Raw genomic sequence first — 24,780 nt, forward strand, 5'->3', positions numbered from 1 at the left:
TTACAGCAAAACCTTTAAAGCCCCGTTTACCTTCTCCCGTTTCCCGTCTACCGAGTTAGTTCTTCGGTTTCCAGTCTTTTAATAACGGATGGTCGCCTATGGGCCAATCATCGGGCAGAGGGTATCTTCTTCCTGCAGGCAGCCCCTCAACTTTTACTCCGAGCAGGTCTTCAAGCTCTCTTTCATAAAGCGTTGCGCTCGGATAGATATCGGTAATTGTCCTTATAACAGGATTATTTTTTGGTATGCTGGTTTCAATGTTCAGCATCATGCCGTCGTTAGCCGCCAAATGATAAACCAAGCCTATGGTATCGCCCTGGTCAAGGCCTGTTATCGTGCAAAGAAGGGGAAATTGGTCTATCTTCACCGCATACCCCATAACTTTCCAGAACTTATCTATGGGCACATCCAGGAATATACGCTTATTTTTCACGATTTTAAATTTGCCTTCAAGAAAATCAAATTTATTCATGAATTGTTTTTGTATATCTTGTTCTTTGGACATATTATTTCTCCATAGTTTGGACAAGCACATCTTGCGGCTCAGGCTTTTTTTCATCAAGGCTTGCAAGAAGTTTTACAACGCCGTCAATTATAGCTTCCGGGCTTGCCGGGCATCCCGGTATATAGACAGAGACCGGAATCTCGGTATCTATGCCGCCGAGGATATTGTAACAGCCTTCAAAAACCCCGCCCGAACATGAACACGTTCCTACGGCGACCACGAACTTCGGTTCAGGCATCTGTTCATAGATCCTTTTAAGCCTGTTCTTTATCTGCCTTGTGACCGGGCCTGAACACACAAGCACATCCGCATGCCTCGGCGTACCCTTGATCTGTATACCGAAACGCTCAACATCAAATACAGGCGTTAAAGCAGCAACTATCTCTATATCGCAGGCATTGCAGGCCCCGGTGTTAAAATGTATAATCCAGGGAGATTTTATTCTTGCCCAGGTAACGATTTTCTTTACTAAACCCATAATAAATCCTAATGCAAAATGAAAATATCAAAATGAAAAATTAAGGTTAACGGCTTTTATTAATAATAATTTTGCAATTTGCATTTTGCAATTTTCATTCCAGCCGCTTTGCGGCTGGCCTAGTCCCTAAACAATATTAAAAGCCCGCTTAAAGCCACCAAAAAAAACAGCGCTATGTTCCCGAACCCGATAGAAAGCTTCGGTACGCAGGCTATTATTAAGACGAACACGTGCATAACGGTAAAAAAGAACGCAAAATGAAAGAACTGCGTATATTCAGGCTGCATCCTGTGTTTCGGGATATCTTCGCCGCACGCATAACAGGACTTTTTTTCGTCGCTTTGGTCTTTTGTCTTAAACGCCAGTTTTGAAGATATAGCGGACAGAATAAAGCTGACGGTTAATATTAAAATAAAAGCGAGCGGCGGTATAAAAAGAAGTTTATCTATCATATAATTAACCTTTTAGGGTCCTTAAGTTCCTTACATCAAGGGATTTGTTATGCTTGAAAACATTTAATATAACGCCTGCGGTAACAGCTATTATAACGACTTCTATAATAATAAGAGTAATAACCAGCGGCTGGGCGAACGGCATGTTCCCAGTGATATACCCGGCAAAAACAAGGAGCAGGGTAACGGCTTTTGTAAGTATCTCAAGCCCGATAAGCGCACGAATCATGTTATGGGTTATTATGATACAAAAAAACCCTATGATAAAAAGAAGCGGGACAAAGATCAATATAAGTTTCATAAGTGCCGCATTATCAATTGCCATATTATTCCTCAAACCTGGACTTTATTAAAATAACTATTCCAAAAACCCCTAAAAGAAGTACCACCACCTGGCCGAACAAATCAAACTGGCGCAGGTTCCATAAAACCGCCCTTTCGTTGGCTAAAGAAACTATGTTTTGAGCCTTAAAATGCACGGGAATATTTAAGAAAAAAAGCCCTGCCAAAAAAAGGAGCACTATTACAGGAAGGTACCAGAACCGTTTTATCCTTCCTTTTGTCATTTCCATGGTCTCGACATAGTTCATAGGTTTTGTAAGGCTTATAACGCTCATGAATAAGACCGTGATGAACCCCGCGCAGACAGAAAGCTCAAATACCGCAGCCAGGGCTGAGCCGAGCCGGAACATTATTATTGAAAGTATGATACTCACCAATGCAAGCGCTATCGCAGCGCGCAAGAGGGTTCCTCTCATAACGGCCCATATAGAAAAAAACGTCAATAAGCTTAATAATACCAGGTCTATATACATTAATACCTCAAATCCGAAATCCGAAGCACGAAATCCGAAAAAAACTGAAATATCAAATATTCAAAAATCAAACTACTGTATTATAATTTGCTGTTCGGCTATTTTATGTTTTTCGAAATTCGGAATTGCCTATTCGAAATTATTATTTCTATCCCAATATACTTTTAACCGGCAGCATGAACGTATCAAGCACGTAGAAAAAAAATATCCCGACGCCTATAGTTATAAGCGAAAGCATTATCGCAGGAAATATCACCCCGAAGCGCGCTTCTTTTATATCTTTGTACTCTTCTTTTAATTTACCGAAAAATACCCGCCTTTGCATCGAAAGAAAATATGCAAGTGTTAATAAACTTGCAAGCACGGCAATTATAGCATAAACAAAGTGGCCGCTTGACCAGAGAGCGATGATTATGACAAGCTTGCTCCAAAACCCGGACAGCGGCGGAATACCTGCTGTTGAAAGCGAAGAAACAAGAGAAGTAAAACCAGTAACAGGCATCTTTGATGAAAGGCCCCCGAGCTTGTCCATATCCCTTGTCCCGGCAGCTTCTTCTACAGCTGCCGAGTTTGCAAAAAGCCCGGCTTTAAATATGGCGTGGTTGAACAAGTGGAATACCGCGCCTGCTATGCCGAGAGCCGTTCCCGTACCAAGGCTTAAAACTATATATCCCATCTGGCTTATACTGGAATAAGCAAGCATTCTTTTCATGTCTTTTTGGACCATGGCTATGAGCGCGCCCAGTATTATCGAGAAAGCGCCAAAGAACAGTAGTATCATTTCAAGCTGGGGAGTAAACCCGAATACGGTGGTCACTATTCTTATCAATGTATATATCCCGGCGACTTTAGTAATGATACCTGCAAGAAGCACGGATACAGCGGCCGGTGCGCTTGAGTAAGCGTCGGCTACCCAGCCGTGGAACGGGGCAATTCCTCCTTTTATCAGAAGCCCGCCTACAAAAATAGACATGGCAGCTATTAAGAAGGTATTTCTTCCGGACCCTTTAATCGCATTTGATATAGAAACAAAAGAAGTGTCGCCCGCTGCCGTGAAAAAAACAGCTATGGCTGTAAGCATGAGTATGGTAGCTACAGCTGATAGTATGATATATTTAAAAGCTCCTTCAAGCGATCCTATATCCGTGTAAAAAGCTATTAAAATGAACGAAGAAATAGCTACTATCTCAAGGAAGACATACATAGAAAATATATCGTTTACCATGACAAGCCCGTTCATTCCCGTTAGGGACATAAGCAGCATACTTGTAAAATCGTATTTCTGCACCTCATCTTTTATAGTGAACCAGCCGATAAAAAGCGCACAGACAGTTATTATCGGTATAGTAAGAAGAAGAAGGAGGCTCAAACTATCTATGGCCAGGCTGACCTTAAAAACAGGGGTAAGGCTGTATATTGTTCCGTTTGTCAGCAGGTCTTTGTAACAAACCACAAGATAGACTTGTGCAAGCGAAAAAAGCAGAACAAAATAAAACAATAACTTTTTTACCGCCTTGCCAAGAGGCATATTAGCAAAAATAACGCATAATAAGGGAACAAGTACAAGTAAGAACGATACGGGCATCTAATACCACCTTAAATTAAAAATGCAAATTGCAAAATAAAAAATTATATGGAGAATTATATTAAATTTGCATTTTGCATTTTTCACTTTGCAATTTGCAATAAATCTGTTATATAACATTAAATCAAAAGCACTGTCATTAAAATTATCCCGACAAGAGACCAAGCCAGATAAACCGAATAATTACCGCCGTGTAAATACTGGACATTCCTTGCAAAAAAGTACGTTGTGTCAACGGATATCCTGTTATAGACAAGGTCTATTAACCTGTCTATATAAAATGATACCGTTTTAAATACGTCAACCAGTTTAAGACCTATATCATACGGGTCAAAAAACCTTTTCTCCGCCCTGTCATATATGCCCGACAAACCCGGAGCATAGTGTATATGATCTGAAGCGCCAAGCCCCGAACCGGACTTCTTTACTCCGTAGAGGTGGTTTAAAAGTGCGCCTGCAAGGGTCACAAGAGTAAGTATTATGAGTAAAACATTTGACGGCATGCCGGAGAAACTGTGGTGAGCCCCTTCAAGCCGTAGAGCTATGATAGGTGTAATAAGTTTGTTTATGGGAAGAGAGTTATAAAGCCCGAAAAGGACACAGAAAGAAGCGATGACTATCATGGGAACGAGCATTGACCAGTGCGCTTCCTTTACGTTTTTGTTCTCTTCACTTATTTTCCCGAGAAACGCCGAATGGCCGAGCTTTAAGAACGATGCTGCGGTAAAGAACGAGCCAAGAAGAGCAAGAGCGTAAAACAGCCAGTGGCGTTCAAGAGCGCCGTCATATACAAGTTCTTTCGAGAAAAACCCGTTAAACGGCGGAACGCCTGATATGGCAGCTGCAGCTATTATAAAGCAAACAAACGTAACCGGCATTTTTGCACCTAGACCGCCAAGTTTTTTAAGCTCTGTGGTCCCAGCCTGTTTTTCAACTGACCCGCCCGTCAAAAACAGGCAGCTTTTATACATGGCGTGGTTTATCATATGAAAGATACCGCCCACTATACCTACTGGGAGCGCTGTGCCTATGCCGAGTATCATGTATCCGACCTGGCTTATGGCATGGTATGAAAGCAGTTTTTTGAAATCTTTCTGTATTAAAGCCATCATAACCGCAAGAAGTATGGTTGTTACTCCGATGACCATAAGGAGCATGCTTAAAGGAGAGGTAATGCTGATTTTATACATGTCAAGTGATATCCGCGCTAAGAAATATATGCCGAGCAGTTTTTCAAGCGATGCAGGAAGAAATGCCATGAAAGGAAGAGGCGCATCAACAGCTGCATCAGGTATCCAGCTGTGGAACGGCATGGAACCGGCTTTTGAGATAGCTCCTATCATAAGAAACACAAAAGCTATGCTTCCAAGGACGTGCGGTTCAATGGATATTTTGGAAATAGTAAAAGTACCTGCTATATAATATGTTAAAGCTATTCCGAACATCATACAGAGGTCTGTTATACCGGCTATTATTAAAGCTTTTACCGCAGTTTTGTGGGCATCTTTGCTGCCTATTAGGATCATTCCAAAAAGCGTTAAAAGGAGCGCTTCCCAGAAGAAAAGAAGGAGTACCAGGTTATCTGCAAGCACAGCCCCGTTTACCATGGCGACAGACAAAAGAAGGTAAGAATAAAACTGGTTTGCATAATTTTTGCCTTTCATGAACACGGCGGAATATAAAGTTATAAGAAAACTAAAACCGCTTGATGCAAGGATTATAAAAGCGCTGAAATGATAAAGCCGTAAATTAAAATCAAACCCGTACCCGCCCCACGGAAGGTTTAACGTAATTTCTTTGCCGAACATAGCGATGGCAAATATAAGGTTCAAGAAAGTCGCAATAAGAGCAGCGGGCTCTTTAAGAAAAGAAAGTTTTCTTACGGATACAAACGCGATTATTCCAAAAATAGCAGGTATTATTATAGATAATATTAAAATATTAACGGTCATCTTATTATCCCCATAAGTTCAGAAGCTATACTTTGTACAGGCCCGGCTATATAATAAATAGATATACCTGAAACAAGCGAAAGAAACGCTAAAATGACAACACTTGAAACCATGATAGATGTTTCACCGTGGACAGGCTCGGTCTTAACTTCCCCCAGGAATACCAGAGTAAAAAGCCTTAAAAGATATATCAGGGTCATAAAAGCGCCCACCATAAAAGCAAGCGCTATATAAAAATGCCCGCTTGAAATAGCTCCTGCTATCACCATATACTTGCAGAAGAACCCGCCGAAAGGGGGAATGCCCATTATAGAAAATGTGCAGAGTATGAAAGCTGCTGCCGTTACAGGAAGCTTTGAAACAAGCCCGCCAAGCTTAGTTATATCTTTAACTTTTGTGCTCTGCTCGATTATACCTGCAGAAAGAAACAGCCCGCCTTTTGCAAGGCCGTGCATCAGTATGTATAAAAGCCCGCCTGCTACTGCCATTTCGTTGTCTACAGACAGGCCAAGGAATATAAAACCTATCTGGCTGATAGTCGAATAAGCTATTATCCTTTTTATGTCAGTGTCTACCATAGCAGCGCCTGCTGAAACAAGAGCGCTTAAACCAGCCACTAAGGGGACTATGGTATGCCAGATCTCCGGCACGGTAAAAGTCGCAAGGAAAAGCCGCGCATAAACATACACCCCTATCTTTACAAGGACCGCAGCATGAAGTAAAGCCGTTACAGGCGAAGGCGCAACGCCTGCGTCCGGGAGCCAGGTGTGAAACGGCAAAGTTGCAGATTTTGAAAATATCCCGAACAGTATAAGCAAAACCAGAAGGTTCGGCAAAGGCGTTGATTTGAAAATATCCCGTATTACGGATAAGTCAAACGAACCTGTGATCTGCCCGATCCCGATAAAACCGATAAGCATTACCAGCGCACCGAAAACTGTCACAAGGAAAGATTTGTCGGCCTTAAGGACAACGTCCGGTTCCCTGTAAAACCCTATCAATCTGTACGAAGCAATAGCTGTTATTTCCCAGAACGTGTAGAGGAATATCAAATTCCCGGAGAAAACTATGCCCATCATAGAGCCAAGAAACAAAACGACCAAAAAATAGTATTCGTTGCGGTTCTCGTAGTGGCTTATGTATTCAAAAGAGTAGAAAACTATTACCGCGCCGATGAGCGATGAAACTATGGCCATAAAAACCGCAAGCTTGTCCGCCACCAGTACAAAGTTCATGCCCAAAGGAAGAAGTTTTGTTATCGTAATGGTGTTTCCGCCAAAAACCGTTGGGATAAGAGCAAAGGAGAATACCAAGGAAAGCAAAACAAAAAGGAGCGCAAATAAATTCCTCAAACGCTCGGAAGCCCAGCCTAACGCAGGCAGGATAAATGACCCGATAACAGGAACGAATATTATGGACAATAATAAAAAGTTATTTGAAAAATTCATATTATTTGTTAGTTAAATAGGTTTTGTTTCTTTTGAACCCAGATGTTTTTTCAAGAACCAAACCGCCAATAGTATACAGCCCAATATTATAAATGCATCTATTATATGCATGAACTTGCCTAATTTTGTTTCTATCGCATTTGTCCATTCTATGATCGTAGAAACATTCTGACCTATCTTATAACCTATCCAGGCAAGGATAAAACACCACGGTAAAGACCCTATGAATGTATATGCTATAAAGATCTTGAAGTTCATTTTCATAATGCCGGCAGGTAATGATATAAAAGTCCTTATTACAGGAAGCATCCTTGATATAAGTACAGCTAAATTACCGTACTTTGCGCACCAGCGGTCTGCATTGTCAATATCAGCTTTTGAAATAAGCACGAACTTGCCGTACTTTTCAAGAAACGGCCTTCCGCCCCACAGACCTACCCAGTATGCTATTACGGAACCTATTACACAGCCGAAAGCTCCGGCAAGCGCCACATAAAAAATAGCTATAATATCACCGTGGATAGAGCCGAATACTTTTGTAACAACGAGGTATCCGCCGAACGGCATTATGACCTCGCTGGGCAGAGGAATACAGGCGCTTTCTATCGCCATGGCAAGTATGATCCCCCAGTACCCGAGCAGGGATATTATCCAGATGATAAAAGTGCTTAATAAACCTATTATGTACTTAATCATAAACATTAGACCGGAGACTACAGACCACAGACTTTAAAAAACCTTTTAGTTATCTTTAGTCTGTGGTCTGTAGTCTGAAGTATGTGGTCTCTACTCTGGTTTTATTCTCATCTCCGTAAATGACCTTACAACAAATGTTGCGGCGACTAAGAAGAATATCACTGCAAGAGTTAAAGATAAAGTTCTATTTAATTCTATCGCAAGTTCTAAGGCAAGAAGCCCGAACAATGTAGTAAATTTAATTATCGGATTTAAGGCTACGGATGAAGTGTCTTTGAACGGGTCGCCTACTGTGTCACCGATTACAGTTGCTTTGTGGAGTTCGGAGCCTTTTTCCTTCAGGTCAACTTCAACTATTTTTTTAGCATTGTCCCAGGCGCCGCCTGCGTTTGCCATGAATATAGCCTGAAATAATCCGAATATTGCTATAGATATAAGGTAACCTATAAAAAAGAACGGTTCAAGGCATGCGTATGAAAGAGTAGTAAAAAATATTACTAAAAACAGGTTCAGCATTCCTTTCTGAGCGTATTTGGTGCATATTTCGACCACTTTTTTTGAGTCCTCGGTTGAAGCTTTTACGGCGCCGTCAAGCTTTATATTGGCTTTTATGAATTCCACTGCTTTATATGCACCGCTTGTAACTGCGTGCGTTGCCGCGCCTGTGAACCAGTATATCGTTGCACCTCCTGCTATAAGGCCGAGCAGGAACGGGGGATAAAGTATGGAAAGGTTTTCAATAGACTGGGTAAGGCCGCTGGTAAGCATGACTATAATCGAAAATATCATGGTTGTTGCACCTACTACAGCTGTACCTATAAGTACGGGTTTTGCAGTAGCTTTAAAAGTGTTTCCTGCACCGTCGTTTGCTTCAAGGTGGTGTTTACCGCGTTCAAAGTCAGGCGTGAACCCGAAATCTTTTTGTATTTCTTCTTTAATTCCTGGTATAGTTTCTATCAAAGAAAGTTCATAGATCGATTGTGCGTTGTCTGTAACAGGTCCGTATGAATCAACCGCAATCGTAACAGGGCCCATTCCTAAAAATCCGAATGCGACCAGGCCGAAAGCAAATACCGGAGCCGCTATCATAAGAGCGCCAAGTCCCAGCGTGCTGACTCCGTATGCTATACCCATAAGAAACGCAATGGTTAAGCCCATCCAGTAAGCGCTGTAATTTCCAGAAGTAAAACCTGCAAGTATGTTCAAAGACGCTCCGCCTTCACGTGAGGATATAACAACGTTCTTTACAAAAGCGCTTTCCGTAGACGTGAAGATCTTTACAAGTTCAGGTATGAGTGCGCCTGCTATGGTCCCGCAGCTGATTATAGATGAAAGCTTCCACCACAGAGTCCCGTCCCCAAGCCCGGGTATCATTAAGTAAGATATTAAATATGTAAGGCCGATAGAAACTAAGGATGTTATCCAGACAAGCGAGGTAAGAGGGGTTTCAAAGTTCATCTTCTCTGCTTTTGCAAACCGCAATTTTGACAGCCATGAGTTTATCCCGTAGGACAGGGCGCTTGCCACAAGCATCGCAAGGCGCATAACGAATATCCAGACCAGAAGCTGGACCTGGATAACCGGATCTTTTACAGCAAGGATTATAAATGATATTAAAGCAACTCCTGTAACCCCGTATGTTTCAAAACCGTCAGCTGTCGGCCCTACAGAATCGCCTGCGTTGTCACCCGTGCAGTCCGCTATAACTCCCGGGTTTCTTGCGTCGTCTTCCTTTATATTAAAGACTATTTTCATAAGGTCAGAGCCTATATCAGCGATCTTTGTAAATATCCCGCCGGCTATCCTTAGTACGGATGCGCCAAGGGACTCTCCGATTGCAAACCCTATAAAACAAGGCCCCGCATAGGCGGGGTCTATGAACAAAAGGATGCAAAGCATCACAAACAGTTCTATGCTTATAAGGAGCATTCCTATGCTTATACCTGCCCGAAGAGGTATAGCAAATGTCGGGAAAGGTATTCCTCTTAAACTCGCAAAAGCAGAGCGCGAGTTTGCCAGGGTGTTGATACGCATACCGAACCAGGCGACACTGTAGCTTCCCAATATCCCGATTACACTGCAAACAACTATCATAAAGACTTTATACGTTTCAAAATGCCTCAGCCAGCCGAAATACACTACTATTATTATAGCAAGCAGAAACTCAAGCAATATTATGAATTTGCCCTGGGTGATAAGGTAAGTTTTACAGGTTTCATAGATAAGCTCAGATATTTCGCTCATAGATTTGTGTACAGGAAGGCTCTTTGTGCGCAGGTACTGCACAAAACCGAATAAAAGCCCAAAAATGCACAAAAGAAGCCCGTACATCAGGAGTGTTTTCCCATCGACGCCCAAAAAATTTACTGAACTTAAATCCGGCAGTATAAGGTCGGATTCTCCGGCAAAGGCTCTTGAAATACTTAAAATAAGCACTGCTAATACGGGGGTTAATTTTTTAAACATTAATATTCTCCTGTAGCCTTTTTGGCTTTTCCACATTTTTTCTTAAATGAGGTTTTATAGTTTTTAGTAATATAAAAAGTTGTATCACACTATTTAATGATACAACTCTGTATGCATTACTATTGCCAATAACCGATTTGATAGATTAAATTTACTAATTTATTAATCTAATTTCTTAATGTGTAGAATTTCGGGTTATCAGGTATGTTTTATATTGTTTGTCCAAAAATTATATATAAAGTATTATTTAAACACTAAATATCAAAGAAACTATATAATCTTTTATAATATTTTAAAGATAAAGTCAAGTTTCCAAACAAAAAGCAGAAAAACCACAAGAGGGAGGCCGCTACTTATAACATTGTAAAGGTTGCGGCATTTCCTCGTTGAAAACTCGGTCAGGATTCTTTCGAATCCCTTGATGATAAAAAACGGAGAGGGAGGCCGCTTCTTATAACACATTTAGAGGTTGTGGCATTTCCTCGCTGAAAGCTCGGTCAGGATTCTTTCGAATCCCTTGATGATAAAAAACGGAGAGGGAGGGATTCGAACCCTCGGTACGGGGATTAACCCGTACACCGGTTTAGCAAACCAGCGCACTAAGCCAACTATGCGACCTCTCCATTTTGGCAAAACCACTTTTATTTCTACTGCAAATTTGGATTTTTGGCTGCAACTTTGGAATTTTCAGTTTCACGTAGCCGGCGGCTACGCAGCACCTCAAATTCCGTCGTTTTGCTCAAAAATCTAAATTCTCGCTACGAAAACAAGTGATTTTGCCAAAATGAAATGATAAACCAATGAATATCTTCGACAGCATATCAAAATATTTGGATTAAATCAAGTTATCAAACGTAATCAACAGAAACGGGAGAACAAAAAAACTGCCGCTGTAAAACTATAGCGGCAGTTTTCCATAATAAAGCTTGCTTAATGTTCTTACTAGAACTTCACTTCTACGTTGGCGGAGGCTATTCCTTGATTTTTTGCTGATGAGGATTCCAATTCCTGAGTTATAGCGCTATAGGCAAGAGCAACCCTTACATTGTCAACAATATTTTGGCCTATACCTAGGATGATTCTAGAGTATGCGTTATTTGAAACATCCTTATTAGGATCCCAGGAATCATAGCGCGCAAATACATATTTTGTGTCCATGAAAGTATAATTGCCGAAAATAGATAAACCAGAGCCTTTTGGATTTGTAAGTGATGCTCCATTCCCTTCAGTGGTATACAAAGTAGCCATTGCATTGAGTTTTGTCGCTTCATAGGATGCACCGTAAAATAAACGGTTTCTTTTTATATCTACAATTGCGCCCCACCCCTGCTGGATATATCCGTTTATCTTTATTCCTTTCAGGTCTTCTGAATCAAAAGGACTGACAGCTACTCTTAATGCAGCATCTTTATATTGATTAACTTCTGTAGTAGTAGCGCTATTGAAAGCTCCACCGCTTCCTGAAGCGACTTTGTTGCCTTCGCCGTTCATGACGATCGCCTCATAATCGGCTATCGAAACTTTCCCTTTTACTTTTATGCCTCTTTCAGTGGTCGGGACTGAAAGGTCTTCATCTGCGCTTAATTTTTCTACAAAACGGTTTTTCCACATCGATTCTTCAAATCCGGTCCAAGCGCTGGGGATTAGCCCGAATAAAAGTGTCCCGTTCGGATAAAGTTCCTTGTATTCAAGGTATGCTTGCTTAAGGTAGACTATGTTATCTGTGTATTGATTCTTCATGCTGTCGCATGAATACATATTTGCTTCGAATTGTATGAAAGAACCTACGTTTTCCGAGAATTTTGACTTGGCGCCAAGCTGTACGCGGCTGATATCAAAGCTATTAAAATTTTTGGCAGCTGAACCGCCTTTAGCAAATTCTGAAGTAAGCATCATATAATTCACAAAAATTACACCAGAAAACTTGGTTTCAATCTTATTTTCAGCTCTTATCACAGTTGAAGCAATTACAAGCAATAAAACTGCAACAAAAAATATTTTTTTCATGCTTCTCCTCCATATAAGTTTTTCCCTTCGGATTGCGAAGAGATGTTTCAAATAACTTATGCAACAATATTGTTATGATAAATCAATTAGAAAGTGAATAAAATAATCACCTCCTTTTGAGTTCTATTACAAAAATAAAAAATAATTACTATTGTTATATATTGCTAAATAGTTACATTAGTTATTATATTATATTTTATTTTACAATGTCAAGAGGATTAGAAAAACAAATTGGTAATATAGATGAGGTAAAGAATACCGCCAAAAAGCATTGAAAAGATAGAAACTTTCTTTCTTAAAATGAGCTCAGTTAAAACAATTAGTGCATATAAGTGCAATTATAGCTGAAAACATAGCGTTTTCCCGCCCCTGGTATGGGCCTATTTTTAGGTTGGATATCCTAAACTTCGGATTTTTCTTGCAGCGATATTTTTATAAGGCAGGACAAAAAGTCGGAAATAAACCTGAAACATACAACGGAAAGGTAGCTTAACAATATGCTAAAAACAGCGCATATAAGTGCAAGGGACACGTCCCTTGATAGGAAAACAAAAAATATGACAGGAGTTATAATTATTCCAGTCATTCCAAAGAGCCACGACAGGAACCTGAAGGCATTAACGACCCTTTCCATACCCCGAAAAGGCGGAATAGTTATCCGCTGGCGCGATGCAGCAACCTGCAAAGGCTGGCCGCAGGCTACGCAATACCAAAACTTCAGGAGATTGACTTTCCCGCAAAAACTGCATGTTTTTTTGTCGAGTTTCGGGTCTTCCCTCCTGTGGAAAATATATATTTTTTCTATTAGCCCTATTGAAAACCACAAAACTGCTCCGACGAGACCTCCTGAAACCCCTTCGATAATTCTGCTGAGGACCCAGCTTTCAGGTTTAAATTCTAATAAAATGGAACCATAAAAGATCGAACCAAGCAACCCTCCGATAGCTCCGCCTATCAAACCGAATAAAGAACCGGCCAGTATTTTTTTTAGGTTCCTTTCTATAATTCCGCTTGTTGCTCCGATGAACATGCCGCCTATTGCCCAGGTTGCAAGTATTGATAACGGATAGGCATAAGTAAAACCGCTTAAAAGGTCCGTTAAAGGGATATTAGCAATTCCGCCGAGCGCACCGCCTATAGTCCCTAGTATCGCTCCCCAGAACGCTTTGTAACCCGATTCTTCCACTATACCGCCGACCGTACCTAAAAATACGCCGCAAACCATGCCTCCAAAAACATTGTTCATCATAGGGGAAAGATTTTTTCCCGTCATCCGGCTTATGATGAATACTATGATCCAGCCTATAAATGCAGCGGCAAATCCTGCCCAGCTCCTTCGCCATATCCAGGCAAAATCAATGCTTGCATGCACAAGGATCTCGCTTGTTTTGTTGAGGAACATCCCGCATTTACCGCAATATTTAGAATCTTCTTCCATCAGGTTTTCACAGCTTGGACAATACATGAAATCTCCTTTATCAGCGGATAGCGTGGAGCTAATAGGGGCTTCAAAGTCTTTGACCTTGGCACTCCCCTCTACTACCATCCCAGTGCGGGAGTAAATCTCTGCTCCTCCTGGGCTATCCGCTATTTTAATACCAGCTTACAATATAAATGCAGGTATCATCGCCCTTTTTTCTGCAGGTATTAGTTTCTTCTTCTACAACTGATATTTGTTTAACGCCGGCAGGTTTAAATTTATTTGCAGCCGCATAAATTATTCCTTTATCAAAGTCGCACGGGTAAGGATTCTGACAAATCATAAGGACCTGGCCTTCTTCGTTTTTTTTGAATTCATAATGGCCAATGCCTTCTTTCATAGCTCCGGTTGCAGGGTTGAACATAACTTCGCCGTTTATCCTGTGATTCATATGGTAAGCGATATCGATGGACTGAAGCGCGGATTCTATTGAATTGACTTCAGAAGGCCAGTCTGCATTTTCGGGTATCTTGCGTCCTATGGCATTGAGCGCAAGAGGCCCTATTTTTTTTGATATCTCTTTAAACGCATTAAGCCAGTTTTCCTGCAAGTACCAGTGATTCGGCTTCGGGTCTTTTATCCAGTTTGCTGCCAGGATCTTAAAGCCGGTTTCTTTTACGGTTAAACCGTCAACTATCGATAATACGGTTTGCCCGTTTACCTCTACATGCGGCATAAATGCTTTGAATTCTGTCATTTTTACGTTCTCTCCTTGCTGATTTTTTCAATTCCGCGACATGGAATCCCCCGTCTTGAGACGGGGGAGGAATGCGTTCGCATTCATCCCGGGAGGGCGACAGATTTAAGGAGCCCCCGGCTCCTGAGAAGGGGTCGCCACTAATTTTAAAAAGCCTTATTATTATAAATCATATTATACCACTTATAAACCATATCAATCAATACCACAACAGCAAGTACTCCCATAACAAGCACCAAAAAAGCGTCAAGTTTAAGAGAGATTATTTCAGATGCTATAGCGGATACCGAAGCTTTATTTAAAAAAATAAAGAACAACTGAAAACCTGCGGTTAAGGTTGTGACAAACATAAACAGCATAGGTATGAAGGTTACCAAGGCATATTTCAGCTTTCCGGATTTTATTATTATAGTTGTTCCTACCCCGAGCGCTATAGCAGCAAGGAGCTGGTTTGCCACGCCGAACATCGGCCAGATAGTTGAAACATTACCGGAATAAATAAGGTATCCCCAGGCAAAGACTACAACAAGGCTCGATAATATTATCCCGGGCAGCCAGCGCCTTTCTGCGAGTGGTTTGCAGATACAGCCGCCGGATTCTTGAAGCAAAAACCTTGCCACCCTTGTGCCTGCATCGACAGTCGTTAAAATGAAAAGCGCTTCAAACATTAAAGCAAAATTATACCAGTATGGCATAAGGTTTTTCATTCCCGGCAGACTTCCAAGGATAGATGCCATGCCCACGGCTAAAGATACCGCTCCTCCGGGCCTTCCGTCCACGTTTATCCCCACCATTTGAGAAAGTTCTGTTATTCTTTGGACCGGGAAACCCATGCTGGCAAGCTGTTCAAAAGAAAGTTTTGTGTTTATTGCAAAATAGTCCCCGGGGATAAGTATCGTTGCAGCGATAAGAGCTATCATGGAAACGAAGCCTTCAGTAAGCATTGCTCCGTAACCGATAAATCTGATATCCTTTTCTGACATAATCATTTTAGGCGTTGTTCCTGAAGCGATAAGCGCGTGAAACCCGGAAATAGCGCCGCAGGCGATAGTAATAAACATGAACGGGAAAAGTTTTCCCGGGATTATCGGGCCGCCGCCAGAGGCGAATTTCGTTACAGCAGGCATTTGAATGTCTGGAGCCAGGGCGATTACGCCTATTGAAAGAAGAAGGACAGTTCCTATCTTCATATAAGTAGAAAGGTAATCCCTCGGGCATAATAGCATCCAGACAGGAAGCACAGATGCTACAAATCCATAAAAAGCTATTATGATTACAAGGGTATTTCTTGATAAATTAAAATACGGGTCAAGGAAAGACCCGGGTATATAATGGCCTGTAATAACTGCAAGAAGCAGTAGCGTTACCCCGATAATCGTAACTTCTGTTATTTTCCCAGGTCGGATTTTGCATAGATAAAAACCCATAAAAAGCGCTATAGGTATGGTTAGCCCGATAGTGTATGTTCCCCAGGGGCTGTGGGTCAGAGCGTTTACTACAGCAAGGCCAAGGCCAGCCAGTGCTACGATAATAATAAAGATTATCGCTATAGAACAGGCGATACCTCCCACAGGGCCTATTTCGTCTTTAGCTATCTGAGCAAGGGAGTTGCCGTTTCGCTTTACTGAAGCCGCAAGAATTACCAGGTCATGGACAGCTCCTGCCAGAGTAGCGCCGATAAGGATCCACAAAAATCCGGGCAGGTAACCGAACTGAGCGGCAAGCATCGGCCCGATAAGAGGCCCGGCTCCAGCGATAGCCGCAAAATGGTGCCCGAATAAAACCCATTTATTGGTCGGGTCAAAATCCATCCCGTCATTCATCCTTATGGCAGGAGTCTTGGCGGTTTCATCAATCATAAGGACTTTTGTAACTAAAAAAGCCGAATAAAACCTGTAAGCGAGAGCATAAAAACAGGCGGTTGCTGTTATTAACCAGAGCGCGTTTACTTTTTCCTGCGGGTTAAATATCCCTGCTGCTATTGAAAGCGAAACCGCGCCGGTAATGGAAATAAATATCCAGAATATTTTTTTCACCTGTAAGTATTATATTTATTTATGTTCTCTATTGCAACATGCCTATATATTGATTATAATATGAAACCCCATGGTCTTACGACCAGGGTACTTCATTTTCTTCAGCGAAATCCCCCGAAGCATCAACCTGCGAAGGGGGATAAAACTCAAAAATATAAGGATAATAATATAAAAACTTTTTAGAAACGAATATGAAAAAAACAATAGTTTTGGCAGGAAACCCAAATGTCGGGAAAAGCGTTATTTTTAACGCTTTAACCGGAAGTTATGTAACTGTGTCGAACTATCCCGGTACCACAGTTGATATAGCGGAAGGCCTTGCAACTTTTCACGGCATACAATATAAAGTAATAGATACGCCGGGCGTTAATTCACTAATCCCTCACTCGGAAGACGAGATGGTAACTCTTGATATTATCATCAAGGGAGGCATAGACTGTATTGTTCAGGTTGCAGATGCAAAAAACCTCCAGAGGTCGCTGCTATTGACTTTGCAGCTTATGGAAACTGGTTTTCCGATGCTGCTTGACCTTAACATGGATGACGAAGCAAAAGAGCGCGGTATAGATATCGATACCCGCAAGTTATTCGATATCCTCGGTATCGATACCGTAAAAACTATAGCAACCACAAAAGAAGGGATACCAAAACTGAAAACCGCTCTTGCTGCTCCCAGGAAAGGGTTGCTGAATATCAGATATCCGGATGTAATAGAAAATGCGCTTGTAGAAATAGCAAAAGAAGTGCCGGACGCTTTTAAAAACAATCGCGCTGTGCTGTTATGGCTTATTTCAAGCGGAGACATAGACGATGATATAGTAAAATACCTTAATTTGGACTTGGCCAAAATCGAGACTATCAGGAAACAGTGCAGGGATAAGCTGCATAAAGAAATAGAGATAGTCCTTCTTGAAGAAAAGATAAAAGTTATTGAAGATATAGTAAAAAAAGTCGTAAACACTTCAAAACCGCTTGGCAGGATGATTCAGAACTATATCGGAAATGCCATGATGAACCCTTTCTCCGGGTTTGTTATCCTGGTATTAGTGTTATATTTAATGTATAAATTCGTAGGCCAATTTGCCGCAGGTACAGTTGTAGATTATCTTGAACACACGGTTTTTGAAAAACATATAAACCCTTATATAGTAGAATTCGTATCAGACAATATAAAGCTTACTTTTTTTAAGGATATATTGGTCGGAAAGTACGGAATAATCACGATGGCGCTTACATATGCTTTTGCTATAATATTTCCTATAGTTACTGCATTTTTCATTTTCTTCGGGATGCTTGAAGATTCCGGGTATCTGCCAAGGCTCTCTTCCTTGTCTGACAGGATATTTAAAGTGGTAGGGTTAAATGGGAGGGCGATACTACCCATGATACTCGGGCTTGGCTGCGGCACTATGGCGGTTTTAACTTCAAGGATACTTGACACTAAAAAAGAAAGGATGATAATAACGCTTCTTCTTGCCTTGTGCGTTCCCTGCTCCGCACAGCTTGGTGTAATAATGGGCCTTATGGGTGGGCTTTCTTTTAGCGGGTTCTATATACTTGTAATCGTGCTTCTTACTATAATGGCCTTAGTGGGATACATAAGCTCAAAGCTTATTCCAGGAGAAAGAAGCAGCTTTATTCAGGAGATCCCTCCATTCAGAATACCAAAGCTTTTAAATATCCTTACAAAGACCTTTTACAGGCTGAAATGGTACTTGACCGAAGCTGTACCTTTGTTCATAGCAGGCACGCTTTTATTGTTTTTCTGCGATTTTTTTAAAGTTTTAGATTTGATAAAAAATATATTGAGCCCTATCACCGTAAACTTGCTTCAGCTTCCGGTTGATACAGCCGAGATATTTATCATGGGTTTTTTAAGGCGTGATTACGGCACAGCGGGTTTATATGTTCTTGCAAAGAACGGCTTTTTAACTAACCAGCAGCTGTTGGTTAGCCTTGTGGTTATTACGCTTTTTATCCCATGCATAGCGCAGTTTCTTGTAACAGTTAAAGAACGCGGGATAAAAGTTGCATTTGCTATAATTACCTTTGTATCAATATTTGCGCTTAGTACGGGTGGAATCTTAAATTTGATACTAACGTATCTATTAAGCACGGGGTTGTTAAAATTATAAGCGGAGGATAATTTATGATAGACAAAAATATAGAAGAAGCTTTGAGCATAATATGGGAACTTAAAGAAAAGAAGATGGATGATTCAAAAGAGGTATTTGACGAAATAACAAAAAGGGTAAATGAAAAAACAGGTGAGTTGCTTATAAAAGATAACTATGTTACGGTAAATAAGGATAAAATAGAGCTTGCTCCTGAAGGTGAGAAAATAGCAACTGATATTATAAGGCGGCAGCGCATAGCCGAGCGGCTTTTGTGCGATGTTTTAGATATTACAAAGGAAGAAGCCGAACATTTTGCCTGCGAACTTGAACATACTATCCCGAAGGAAGTGGAAGATAGCATATGCACCCTGCTTGGCCATCCGAGGCAAAATCCGCACGGGGCCGTTATACCTGAAGGAGAATGCTGCAGGAAAGCAAAGACCCAGGTTGAAAGCATAATAGTTCCTTTAACAAAGCTGAAATCCAATGATAAAGCAAAAATATCCTACATTCTTTCCGGTGTGCAGACACAGCTGCACAAACTTATGTCCCTTGGAATACTTCCCGGAAGCATAATAAAGGTTCACCAGACATTCCCTTCATATGTTATACAGTCAAAAGAGATACAGATAGCGTTGGAAGACGAGATAGCTGAAAACATCTATGTAAAAAAACTGCCAAAATGAATAGAGAATATATGATAGGTACGATAAATACCGCAGCAGGAGACATCCCGCAGGTTTCCGCAAGCCTTGGGTTTAACGATTGGTTTGGCGCGGTTGGCATGCGTTTTGGGATACTCCGCGATAATTATAAAATTGACCCAGGGATGTACGCTGTAGGAAACCCGGACAAAGACTCCGTTGTTTTTGTCACGGCGAATTATAAATTGACGTTCGACAGCTTAAGAAAAGAACTTGGCGGCCTAAACGCCTGGCTGCTTGTCCTTGACACAAAAGGAATAAACGTCTGGTGTGCGGCTGGCAAAGGAACTTTCGGTACGCTGGAGCTTTTAAACAGGATAAACGCGGTGAACCTTGAAAAAATAGTCAGCCATAAACAGCTTATACTTCCCCAGCTCGGCGCGGTTGGCGTTGCGGCTCAAACCATAAAGCTCTTTTCAGGTTTTTCCGTTATCTACGGCCCCATCCGCGCCGAGGATATAAAACAATTTATTTTAAACGGAATGAAAGCAGGTGATGAAATGAGAAAAGTGAGGTTCTCGTTTTATGACCGGTTGGTGCTTGTGCCTCTGGAGTTTGTGGGAGGTTTAAAATATTTACTTATTTCTCTATTAGCTTTTTTTCTATTGGCAGGCATTAACAAACACGGATATTTCTTCCAACTTTCAATATCTTACGGTATAATCTCATGCAAGACTATTTTAATCGCATATATTACCGGTTCTGTTATAGGCCCGCTGTTTTTACCGTACCTGCCGCTAAGAAGTTTTTCATCTAAAGGTTATTTTGCCGGTTTAATAGTATTTTTTATAATTTATTTTTTGTATCTGAAACAATTTAGCCCTGTTGAAATAACAGCATGGTTTTTAATTATCCCAGCGGTCTCTTCTTTTATTCTAATGAACTTTACAGGCGCCTCAACTTATACTTCGCTTTCGGGAGTAAAAAAAGAAATGAAAACAGCCGTTCCCCTGCAGCTGTCCGCGGTACTTCTGGGAACTCTTTTGTGGATAATAAACCGCTTTATTTAATAACCATGTTCCACAGCGTAGGTGGAATGTGGTTTAAGAATCTAAGGAGCACTTATGGATCAAGTATATTTAAAGAACGTATCAACTTTGAAACTTGATGCGGGAAAATGTACGGGGTGCGGCATGTGCGTAACGGTTTGCCCGCATGCGGTTTTTGAAATAAAAGACAAAAAAGCCCGGATACTGGATAAAGACAAATGTATGGAATGCGGGGCATGCAAAAGAAACTGCGCTTTTAAAGCCATAGAGGTAAGTTCGGGCGTAGGGTGCGCCAATGCCGTCATAACCGGTTTTTTGCGCGGCACAGAGCCGACCTGCGATTGCGGAAGTGATAAAGGCGGGTGTTGTTCATGAAGAAAGTAGTTATAGCAATGAGCGGAGGGGTAGATTCTTCTACCGCCGCGTGCCTTTTAGTAAAACTGGGCTATGAAGTCATAGGCCTTACGATGAAGCTTCCAAACACCGGGGAACTTTCCGATTCCGGCTGTTGCGGGGTTAAAGGCATAGATGATGCAAGGGCTGTGGCAAATAAGATCGGTATCCCTTTTTACGCGCTTAATTATGAAAAAGAATTTAAAGAGAATGTTATAAACTATTTCTTTAATGAGTATGCTAACGGTAGAACCCCAAACCCGTGTATAGCCTGCAACAAGCTGATGAAGTTCGGTAGTTTACTCCAAAAAGCCCTGGGGCTTAGCGCTGAGTTTATAGCAACCGGCCACTATGCAAAAGTAGAGTTTGATAAATCCGCAAATAGATACATTTTAAAGAAAGGAAAGGACATAAATAAAGACCAGTCATACTTTTTGTACGCATTAACGCAAGAACAACTTTCCCGAACGCTTTTTCCGCTCGGTGACTATACAAAAACTGAAATAAGAGAGCTTGCCAAAGGCTTTGGGCTAAAAGTTCACGATAAACCCGGCAGCCAGGAGATATGTTTTATCCCGGACAACGATTATAGGAAGTTTTTAAGGATGTGGTTTAGCGAGAAGAAATTTACACCTGGCAAAATCCTTGATGAAAACGGCAAAGTTGTGGGAAAACACGAAGGGATAGACAATTTTACCATAGGCCAGAGAAAAGGCATCGGCGCCCACAGCGTCCCGCATTATGTGCTTGCCATAGATTCAAAAAACAATTCGATAATAATAGGCCCTGATGAAAAACTGTACAAAAACACGGTAATAGTAAAAGAGGTAAACTGGGTGTCAATAGATAAGCCCGATGAACCGTTCGTTGCAAAAGCCAGGATAAGGTATAAACACACAGAAAGTGAAGCAACGATCTACCCGGTATCAAAAGATGAAATAAAAATAGTCTTTAAAGAAAACCAAAGGGCCATCACCCCAGGCCAGGCCGCCGTATTTTACGAAGCCGACAAAGTCCTTGGCGGCGGCGTAATAGATAAGGTTATGTAACTTGCCAAAAGGTAATCAGCGTTAATCGTTTTATAATAATTCCCTAATTGTTTAATTATTGACAAACAGTATCGGATGATATGTAATTATATTATAAGAAATAGAACAACCTGAATTAAGATTATTATTTCTATATTTTCTTAATAAGTTCTTCGACTATTTCATAATACTCCTTAGCTTCTTTCTCATCAATTACTGAGTCCCCGCTATAAAGGTCAATATTCCTGTCTTTCCGCATTTTATCACCGGCTATTAAGATATCTTTTGACCCTAATAGTTGGCTTAAAGTTTCAATTATTTTTACATGGTGGCCAGGCCGGCTTTTAATCCTATACCCTTCTTTAGCTATGCAGTAAATACCGATCTTTATGAGAGTCATATATGAGAAATGAAAAATTATTTCAGGGGCATTGCCTGAACCTGCTAACTCCATGTTTCGCTTGGCAGATTTCCGTATCTTTTCAAGCTCATTGGATGTAAATTTTTGAACAACAAAATAATTCTTGTCAAATTTCATAGCAGTTTAATTACTTTCCCGGCAAAAATAGAAGATATCAACTGGTCTTTTTCCACTTTTTTATTATTAAAGTTTTCAGGAGTAATATTAATAACATTTATTTCACTGTTAGCTGCTTTTTGAAGGTCAAAAATCACTTTCTGAGCATCCATGCTTTTATGATTGCCTACCAGCAACAGGTCAATATCGCTTCCTGGTTTATATTTCCCGCTTGCATAGGACCCGTATATAAAGGCTTCTTGTATTTCAGGTATTTTCAGTACTGCTTTTTTTAGCATTGCTTCAATACCTGAAGTTTTCATAAAAATGGTTTTATATTCTTTTAAAAGGCTGCTTTTTAAATTGGCAGTAAAATACCTTTCCCGCCCGGAAAATTCGCTTACTAATATTCCTGATTCCTCAAGGCGGATTAATATCCTGTAAACGTTTTTAGGTTCTTCGTCTATCTGGCGGGCTATCTCGTTAACATAAACCCTTGCCCCATCATTTAAAAAAAAGAAATTAAGAATTTTTCTGGTGATTTTAGAACGAAGGTTAAATATCATTTTTCGATATCCTGTTTATACCATGTTTATGGTATAAATATACCATAAACATGCAGATATGTCAATACTATTTTATTCTTGATTCCTACTTAGTAATTTAGATAAAAATATTCGTAAATATTCGATGTTATTATGGTATTTGTTTACCATGATTATGGTATATTCATACCATGCTTGTATTTAAAAATTGAATTATAAGTATTTGGATAGCACCAGTTAAATTTTGTAGCACTTTTTAGCCAATATTTTGAGCCATTCCTCGTATAAGCACGGAACGAAACAGGAGCAAACGAACATGTTTGAGGTCAGGTCTTGCATCCACACATTCTTCCTTTTGATAGACAGAAGCTGTGCTCATTTGTGATCTAGGCACTAATTACTATCCAAAATCCACTGCTTCCTTGACAAAGAATAATGGTTTAATGTATAATTCTACTAAACCAATAGAATTTATAGAATAGAGGGTAGTTATGAAACTTTCGGCAAGGACAAGGTACGGGATGAGGCTGATGACAGACCTTGCGATGCATGCAAAAGAAAAACCGGTTTTGTTAAAGGATATTTGCGGTAGGTATGAATATTCTTTAAAATATCTTGATCACATAATCACTAACCTGAAACTGGCAGGACTCATTAGAAACGTAGGGGGTGGGCACGGCGGTTATATGCTTTCAAGGCCGTCTGAGAAGATATACGCCTTTGAAGTGGTAAACGCGCTTGAAGGACAGATATCTTTTCTTGATTGTGTGTTTGGTGCCGGGGTATGTGGCAGAACCCGAAAATGCGTGCAACACAAATTATGGAAGAAGGTAAGAGATGCTGTAAAACAAGTGTTAAATGTAACCTTGGCAGAGCTTGCAAAAGAACAGGCAAAAACACCGTTTTGGAAAAAATAAAAACTGCAGGAATAAGTACTAAGTATTAAGTAACGTCTTCTTACAGCTTATAACTTATAACTGAAGTAAACAAGGAGATAAAAATGGCTAAAATTAAAAGGCAGATGATTGAAATCGATGAAGACAAATGTATCGGTTGCGGGAACTGTATAACAGGGTGCCCGGAAGGAGCCCTTAAAATTATAGATACTCCGAAAGGGCCGAAGGCAAAGCTTGTGAAAGAAAATTTCTGCGATGGGTTGGGAGCATGCATTGGTGAGTGCCCTGTTGATGCCCTGCAGGTGGTTGAACGTGAAGCTGATGAATATGATGAAAAAGGCGTTATCAGACATATTAAAAAAACTGCACCGGACAAATTAGGCCAGCACATTGAACATTTAAAAAAACACGGTATGGAAATCCCGGAAGAGTTCAATAAAGAAGGCCACACACGCCATCCATTTGAGATGGGTGGGTGTCCCGGGTCGCGCACAATGGACTGGGGAGAAAAAAAGACACAAAGAAATGAAAAAGAAGAAAAAGATGCCCCAAGAGCTGAATCTGAACTGAGACAGTGGCCTGTCCAGCTTAGTTTAGTAAACCCGCAGGCTGCCTATTTTGACGGGGCCGACCTGTTAATAGCGGCGGACTGCGTTCCTTTTGCGTATGCCAATTTCCACAGCGATTTCCTGAAAGATAAGCGCCTTGTAATAGGGTGCCCGAAACTTGATGACATAAAATATTACAAAGATAAGCTTACAGAGCTTTTTAAAACATCGAATATTAAAAGCGTGACAGTATTAAATATGGAGGTGCCGTGTTGTTTCGGCCTTCAAAAAGCAGTACAGGATGCTATTGTGGATTCAAAAAAGAAGATACCTTATTGCGATACCACGATAACACTTCAGGGCGAAATAAAAGAATAAAGCCAGTCATAGCTGTCCATATTAGGTGTCATACCCGTGAAAACGGGT

23 protein-coding genes and 1 tRNA gene are annotated in these 24,780 nt (G+C 40.8%); 7 read left to right on the forward strand and 17 right to left on the reverse strand.

All coding sequences use genetic code 11. From position 1 onward, the window contains the following. Positions 1-55 precede the first annotated feature (55 nt). The 15 genes from LHV68_10240 to LHV68_10310 form a co-directional block, all read right to left on the reverse strand. Positions 56-505, reverse strand: a complete 450-nt coding sequence (locus LHV68_10240; GenBank protein MCB4792249.1) for an NADH-quinone oxidoreductase subunit C — start codon at positions 503-505, stop codon at positions 56-58. 1 nt (position 506) lies between these two features. Then, positions 507-983, reverse strand: a complete 477-nt coding sequence (locus LHV68_10245; protein ID MCB4792250.1) for an NADH-quinone oxidoreductase subunit B family protein — start codon at positions 981-983, stop codon at positions 507-509. A 119-nt stretch (positions 984-1,102) separates the two neighbouring features. Beyond that, positions 1,103-1,435 (reverse strand): NADH-quinone oxidoreductase subunit A, encoded by a 333-nt coding sequence (gene ndhC, locus LHV68_10250; protein ID MCB4792251.1) that lies wholly within the window; start codon positions 1,433-1,435, stop codon positions 1,103-1,105. 4 nt (positions 1,436-1,439) lie between these two features. Next, on the reverse strand, positions 1,440-1,760 hold the full coding sequence (locus LHV68_10255) for an NADH-quinone oxidoreductase subunit K (GenBank protein MCB4792252.1): 321 nt from the start codon (positions 1,758-1,760) through the stop codon (positions 1,440-1,442). A 1-nt stretch (position 1,761) separates the two neighbouring features. After that, positions 1,762-2,250: a hypothetical protein gene (locus tag LHV68_10260; GenBank protein ID MCB4792253.1), complete on the reverse strand. Its 489-nt coding sequence runs from the start codon at positions 2,248-2,250 to the stop codon at positions 1,762-1,764. 148 nt (positions 2,251-2,398) lie between these two features. Next, the gene (locus LHV68_10265) at positions 2,399-3,835 is read right to left on the reverse strand and encodes an NADH-quinone oxidoreductase subunit L (GenBank protein MCB4792254.1); all 1,437 of its coding nucleotides are present in this window, start codon (positions 3,833-3,835) and stop codon (positions 2,399-2,401) included. A 119-nt stretch (positions 3,836-3,954) separates the two neighbouring features. Continuing rightward, positions 3,955-5,787, reverse strand: coding sequence for an NADH-quinone oxidoreductase subunit L (locus tag LHV68_10270; protein MCB4792255.1), 1,833 nt, complete (start codon positions 5,785-5,787; stop codon positions 3,955-3,957). Beyond that, a complete protein-coding gene (locus tag LHV68_10275; GenBank protein ID MCB4792256.1) occupies positions 5,784-7,235 on the reverse strand; it encodes an NADH-quinone oxidoreductase subunit L in 1,452 nt (483 codons plus the stop codon). Before LHV68_10275 ends, LHV68_10270 begins: the two co-directional genes overlap by 4 nt. A gap of 12 nt (positions 7,236-7,247) precedes the next feature. After that, complete coding sequence (locus LHV68_10280; GenBank protein ID MCB4792257.1) at positions 7,248-7,931, reverse strand: DedA family protein; 684 nt, start codon at positions 7,929-7,931, stop codon at positions 7,248-7,250. A 90-nt stretch (positions 7,932-8,021) separates the two neighbouring features. Beyond that, positions 8,022-10,397 carry a sodium-translocating pyrophosphatase gene (locus LHV68_10285; GenBank protein MCB4792258.1) on the reverse strand — a complete coding sequence of 792 codons (2,376 nt, stop codon included), beginning with the start codon at positions 10,395-10,397 and terminating at the stop codon, positions 8,022-8,024. A 531-nt stretch (positions 10,398-10,928) separates the two neighbouring features. Beyond that, positions 10,929-11,020: transfer RNA gene (locus tag LHV68_10290), tRNA-Ser, on the reverse strand. 319 nt (positions 11,021-11,339) lie between these two features. Continuing rightward, a complete protein-coding gene (locus LHV68_10295; GenBank protein ID MCB4792259.1) occupies positions 11,340-12,404 on the reverse strand; it encodes a hypothetical protein in 1,065 nt (354 codons plus the stop codon). Between the two features lie 400 nt (positions 12,405-12,804). Next, positions 12,805-13,869, reverse strand: a complete 1,065-nt coding sequence (locus tag LHV68_10300) for a hypothetical protein (protein ID MCB4792260.1) — start codon at positions 13,867-13,869, stop codon at positions 12,805-12,807. A 127-nt stretch (positions 13,870-13,996) separates the two neighbouring features. Beyond that, positions 13,997-14,581, reverse strand: coding sequence for a hypothetical protein (locus LHV68_10305; GenBank protein ID MCB4792261.1), 585 nt, complete (start codon positions 14,579-14,581; stop codon positions 13,997-13,999). A 146-nt stretch (positions 14,582-14,727) separates the two neighbouring features. Next, on the reverse strand, positions 14,728-16,617 hold the full coding sequence (locus LHV68_10310; GenBank protein MCB4792262.1) for a carbon starvation protein A: 1,890 nt from the start codon (positions 16,615-16,617) through the stop codon (positions 14,728-14,730). 191 nt (positions 16,618-16,808) lie between these two features. On the opposite strand from LHV68_10310, the gene feoB reads away from it, so the two are divergent. Genes feoB through mnmA form a run of 5 tightly spaced genes read left to right on the forward strand, consistent with a single transcriptional unit; the run spans position 16,809 to position 21,869 of the window. After that, positions 16,809-18,752, forward strand: coding sequence for a ferrous iron transport protein B (gene feoB / locus LHV68_10315; GenBank protein MCB4792263.1), 1,944 nt, complete (start codon positions 16,809-16,811; stop codon positions 18,750-18,752). Between the two features lie 14 nt (positions 18,753-18,766). Then, complete coding sequence (locus LHV68_10320; GenBank protein MCB4792264.1) at positions 18,767-19,420, forward strand: metal-dependent transcriptional regulator; 654 nt, start codon at positions 18,767-18,769, stop codon at positions 19,418-19,420. An 11-nt stretch (positions 19,421-19,431) separates the two neighbouring features. Next, on the forward strand, positions 19,432-20,448 hold the full coding sequence (locus tag LHV68_10325; protein MCB4792265.1) for an acetyl-CoA synthase subunit gamma: 1,017 nt from the start codon (positions 19,432-19,434) through the stop codon (positions 20,446-20,448). 54 nt (positions 20,449-20,502) lie between these two features. Further along, on the forward strand, positions 20,503-20,802 hold the full coding sequence (locus tag LHV68_10330) for a 4Fe-4S binding protein (GenBank protein ID MCB4792266.1): 300 nt from the start codon (positions 20,503-20,505) through the stop codon (positions 20,800-20,802). Beyond that, positions 20,793-21,869 carry a tRNA 2-thiouridine(34) synthase MnmA gene (mnmA, locus tag LHV68_10335; GenBank protein MCB4792267.1) on the forward strand — a complete coding sequence of 359 codons (1,077 nt, stop codon included), beginning with the start codon at positions 20,793-20,795 and terminating at the stop codon, positions 21,867-21,869. The genes LHV68_10330 and mnmA overlap by 10 nt, the downstream gene beginning before the upstream one ends. A gap of 130 nt (positions 21,870-21,999) precedes the next feature. On the opposite strand, the gene LHV68_10340 is transcribed toward mnmA, so the two are convergent. Both LHV68_10340 and LHV68_10345 read right to left on the reverse strand, forming a co-directional pair. After that, positions 22,000-22,386, reverse strand: coding sequence for a hypothetical protein (locus tag LHV68_10340; GenBank protein ID MCB4792268.1), 387 nt, complete (start codon positions 22,384-22,386; stop codon positions 22,000-22,002). Beyond that, on the reverse strand, positions 22,383-22,931 hold the full coding sequence (locus LHV68_10345) for a nucleotidyltransferase domain-containing protein (protein ID MCB4792269.1): 549 nt from the start codon (positions 22,929-22,931) through the stop codon (positions 22,383-22,385). The genes LHV68_10340 and LHV68_10345 overlap by 4 nt, the downstream gene beginning before the upstream one ends. Before the next feature lie 470 nt (positions 22,932-23,401). Here LHV68_10345 and LHV68_10350 point away from each other — a divergent pair, with 470 nt between their 5' ends. Together LHV68_10350 and LHV68_10355 are read left to right on the forward strand one after the other, a co-directional pair. Then, complete coding sequence (locus LHV68_10350; GenBank protein ID MCB4792270.1) at positions 23,402-23,827, forward strand: Rrf2 family transcriptional regulator; 426 nt, start codon at positions 23,402-23,404, stop codon at positions 23,825-23,827. A gap of 92 nt (positions 23,828-23,919) precedes the next feature. After that, the gene (locus tag LHV68_10355; GenBank protein MCB4792271.1) at positions 23,920-24,732 is read left to right on the forward strand and encodes a 4Fe-4S binding protein; all 813 of its coding nucleotides are present in this window, start codon (positions 23,920-23,922) and stop codon (positions 24,730-24,732) included. The last annotated feature ends 48 nt before the right edge of the window (positions 24,733-24,780 follow it).

This window comes from Candidatus Liberimonas magnetica, assembly GCA_020523885.1.
Taxonomy (GTDB): domain Bacteria; phylum Elusimicrobiota; class Endomicrobiia; order Endomicrobiales; family JAFGIL01; genus Liberimonas; species Liberimonas magnetica.

What these genes read in the sequence shown, in the direction of transcription:
- ndhC (MCB4792251.1), bottom strand. Translation starts at nt 1,435, where the DNA reads ATGATAGATAAACTTCTTTTTATACCGCCGCTCGCTTTTATTTTAATA.
- LHV68_10240 (MCB4792249.1), bottom strand. Translation starts at nt 505, where the DNA reads ATGTCCAAAGAACAAGATATACAAAAACAATTCATGAATAAATTTGAT.
- LHV68_10245 (MCB4792250.1), bottom strand. Translation starts at nt 983, where the DNA reads ATGGGTTTAGTAAAGAAAATCGTTACCTGGGCAAGAATAAAATCTCCC.
- LHV68_10320 (MCB4792264.1), top strand. Translation starts at nt 18,767, where the DNA reads ATGATAGACAAAAATATAGAAGAAGCTTTGAGCATAATATGGGAACTT.
- LHV68_10270 (MCB4792255.1), bottom strand. Translation starts at nt 5,787, where the DNA reads ATGACCGTTAATATTTTAATATTATCTATAATAATACCTGCTATTTTT.
- LHV68_10285 (MCB4792258.1), bottom strand. Translation starts at nt 10,397, where the DNA reads ATGTTTAAAAAATTAACCCCCGTATTAGCAGTGCTTATTTTAAGTATT.
- LHV68_10275 (MCB4792256.1), bottom strand. Translation starts at nt 7,235, where the DNA reads ATGAATTTTTCAAATAACTTTTTATTATTGTCCATAATATTCGTTCCT.
- LHV68_10325 (MCB4792265.1), top strand. Translation starts at nt 19,432, where the DNA reads ATGATAGGTACGATAAATACCGCAGCAGGAGACATCCCGCAGGTTTCC.
- LHV68_10345 (MCB4792269.1), bottom strand. Translation starts at nt 22,931, where the DNA reads ATGATATTTAACCTTCGTTCTAAAATCACCAGAAAAATTCTTAATTTC.
- LHV68_10300 (MCB4792260.1), bottom strand. Translation starts at nt 13,869, where the DNA reads ATGTATTGTCCAAGCTGTGAAAACCTGATGGAAGAAGATTCTAAATAT.
- LHV68_10255 (MCB4792252.1), bottom strand. Translation starts at nt 1,760, where the DNA reads ATGGCAATTGATAATGCGGCACTTATGAAACTTATATTGATCTTTGTC.
- LHV68_10260 (MCB4792253.1), bottom strand. Translation starts at nt 2,250, where the DNA reads ATGTATATAGACCTGGTATTATTAAGCTTATTGACGTTTTTTTCTATA.
- LHV68_10305 (MCB4792261.1), bottom strand. Translation starts at nt 14,581, where the DNA reads ATGACAGAATTCAAAGCATTTATGCCGCATGTAGAGGTAAACGGGCAA.
- LHV68_10280 (MCB4792257.1), bottom strand. Translation starts at nt 7,931, where the DNA reads ATGATTAAGTACATAATAGGTTTATTAAGCACTTTTATCATCTGGATA.
- LHV68_10265 (MCB4792254.1), bottom strand. Translation starts at nt 3,835, where the DNA reads ATGCCCGTATCGTTCTTACTTGTACTTGTTCCCTTATTATGCGTTATT.
- LHV68_10350 (MCB4792270.1), top strand. Translation starts at nt 23,402, where the DNA reads ATGAAACTTTCGGCAAGGACAAGGTACGGGATGAGGCTGATGACAGAC.
- LHV68_10340 (MCB4792268.1), bottom strand. Translation starts at nt 22,386, where the DNA reads ATGAAATTTGACAAGAATTATTTTGTTGTTCAAAAATTTACATCCAAT.
- LHV68_10330 (MCB4792266.1), top strand. Translation starts at nt 20,503, where the DNA reads ATGGATCAAGTATATTTAAAGAACGTATCAACTTTGAAACTTGATGCG.
- feoB (MCB4792263.1), top strand. Translation starts at nt 16,809, where the DNA reads ATGAAAAAAACAATAGTTTTGGCAGGAAACCCAAATGTCGGGAAAAGC.
- LHV68_10295 (MCB4792259.1), bottom strand. Translation starts at nt 12,404, where the DNA reads ATGAAAAAAATATTTTTTGTTGCAGTTTTATTGCTTGTAATTGCTTCA.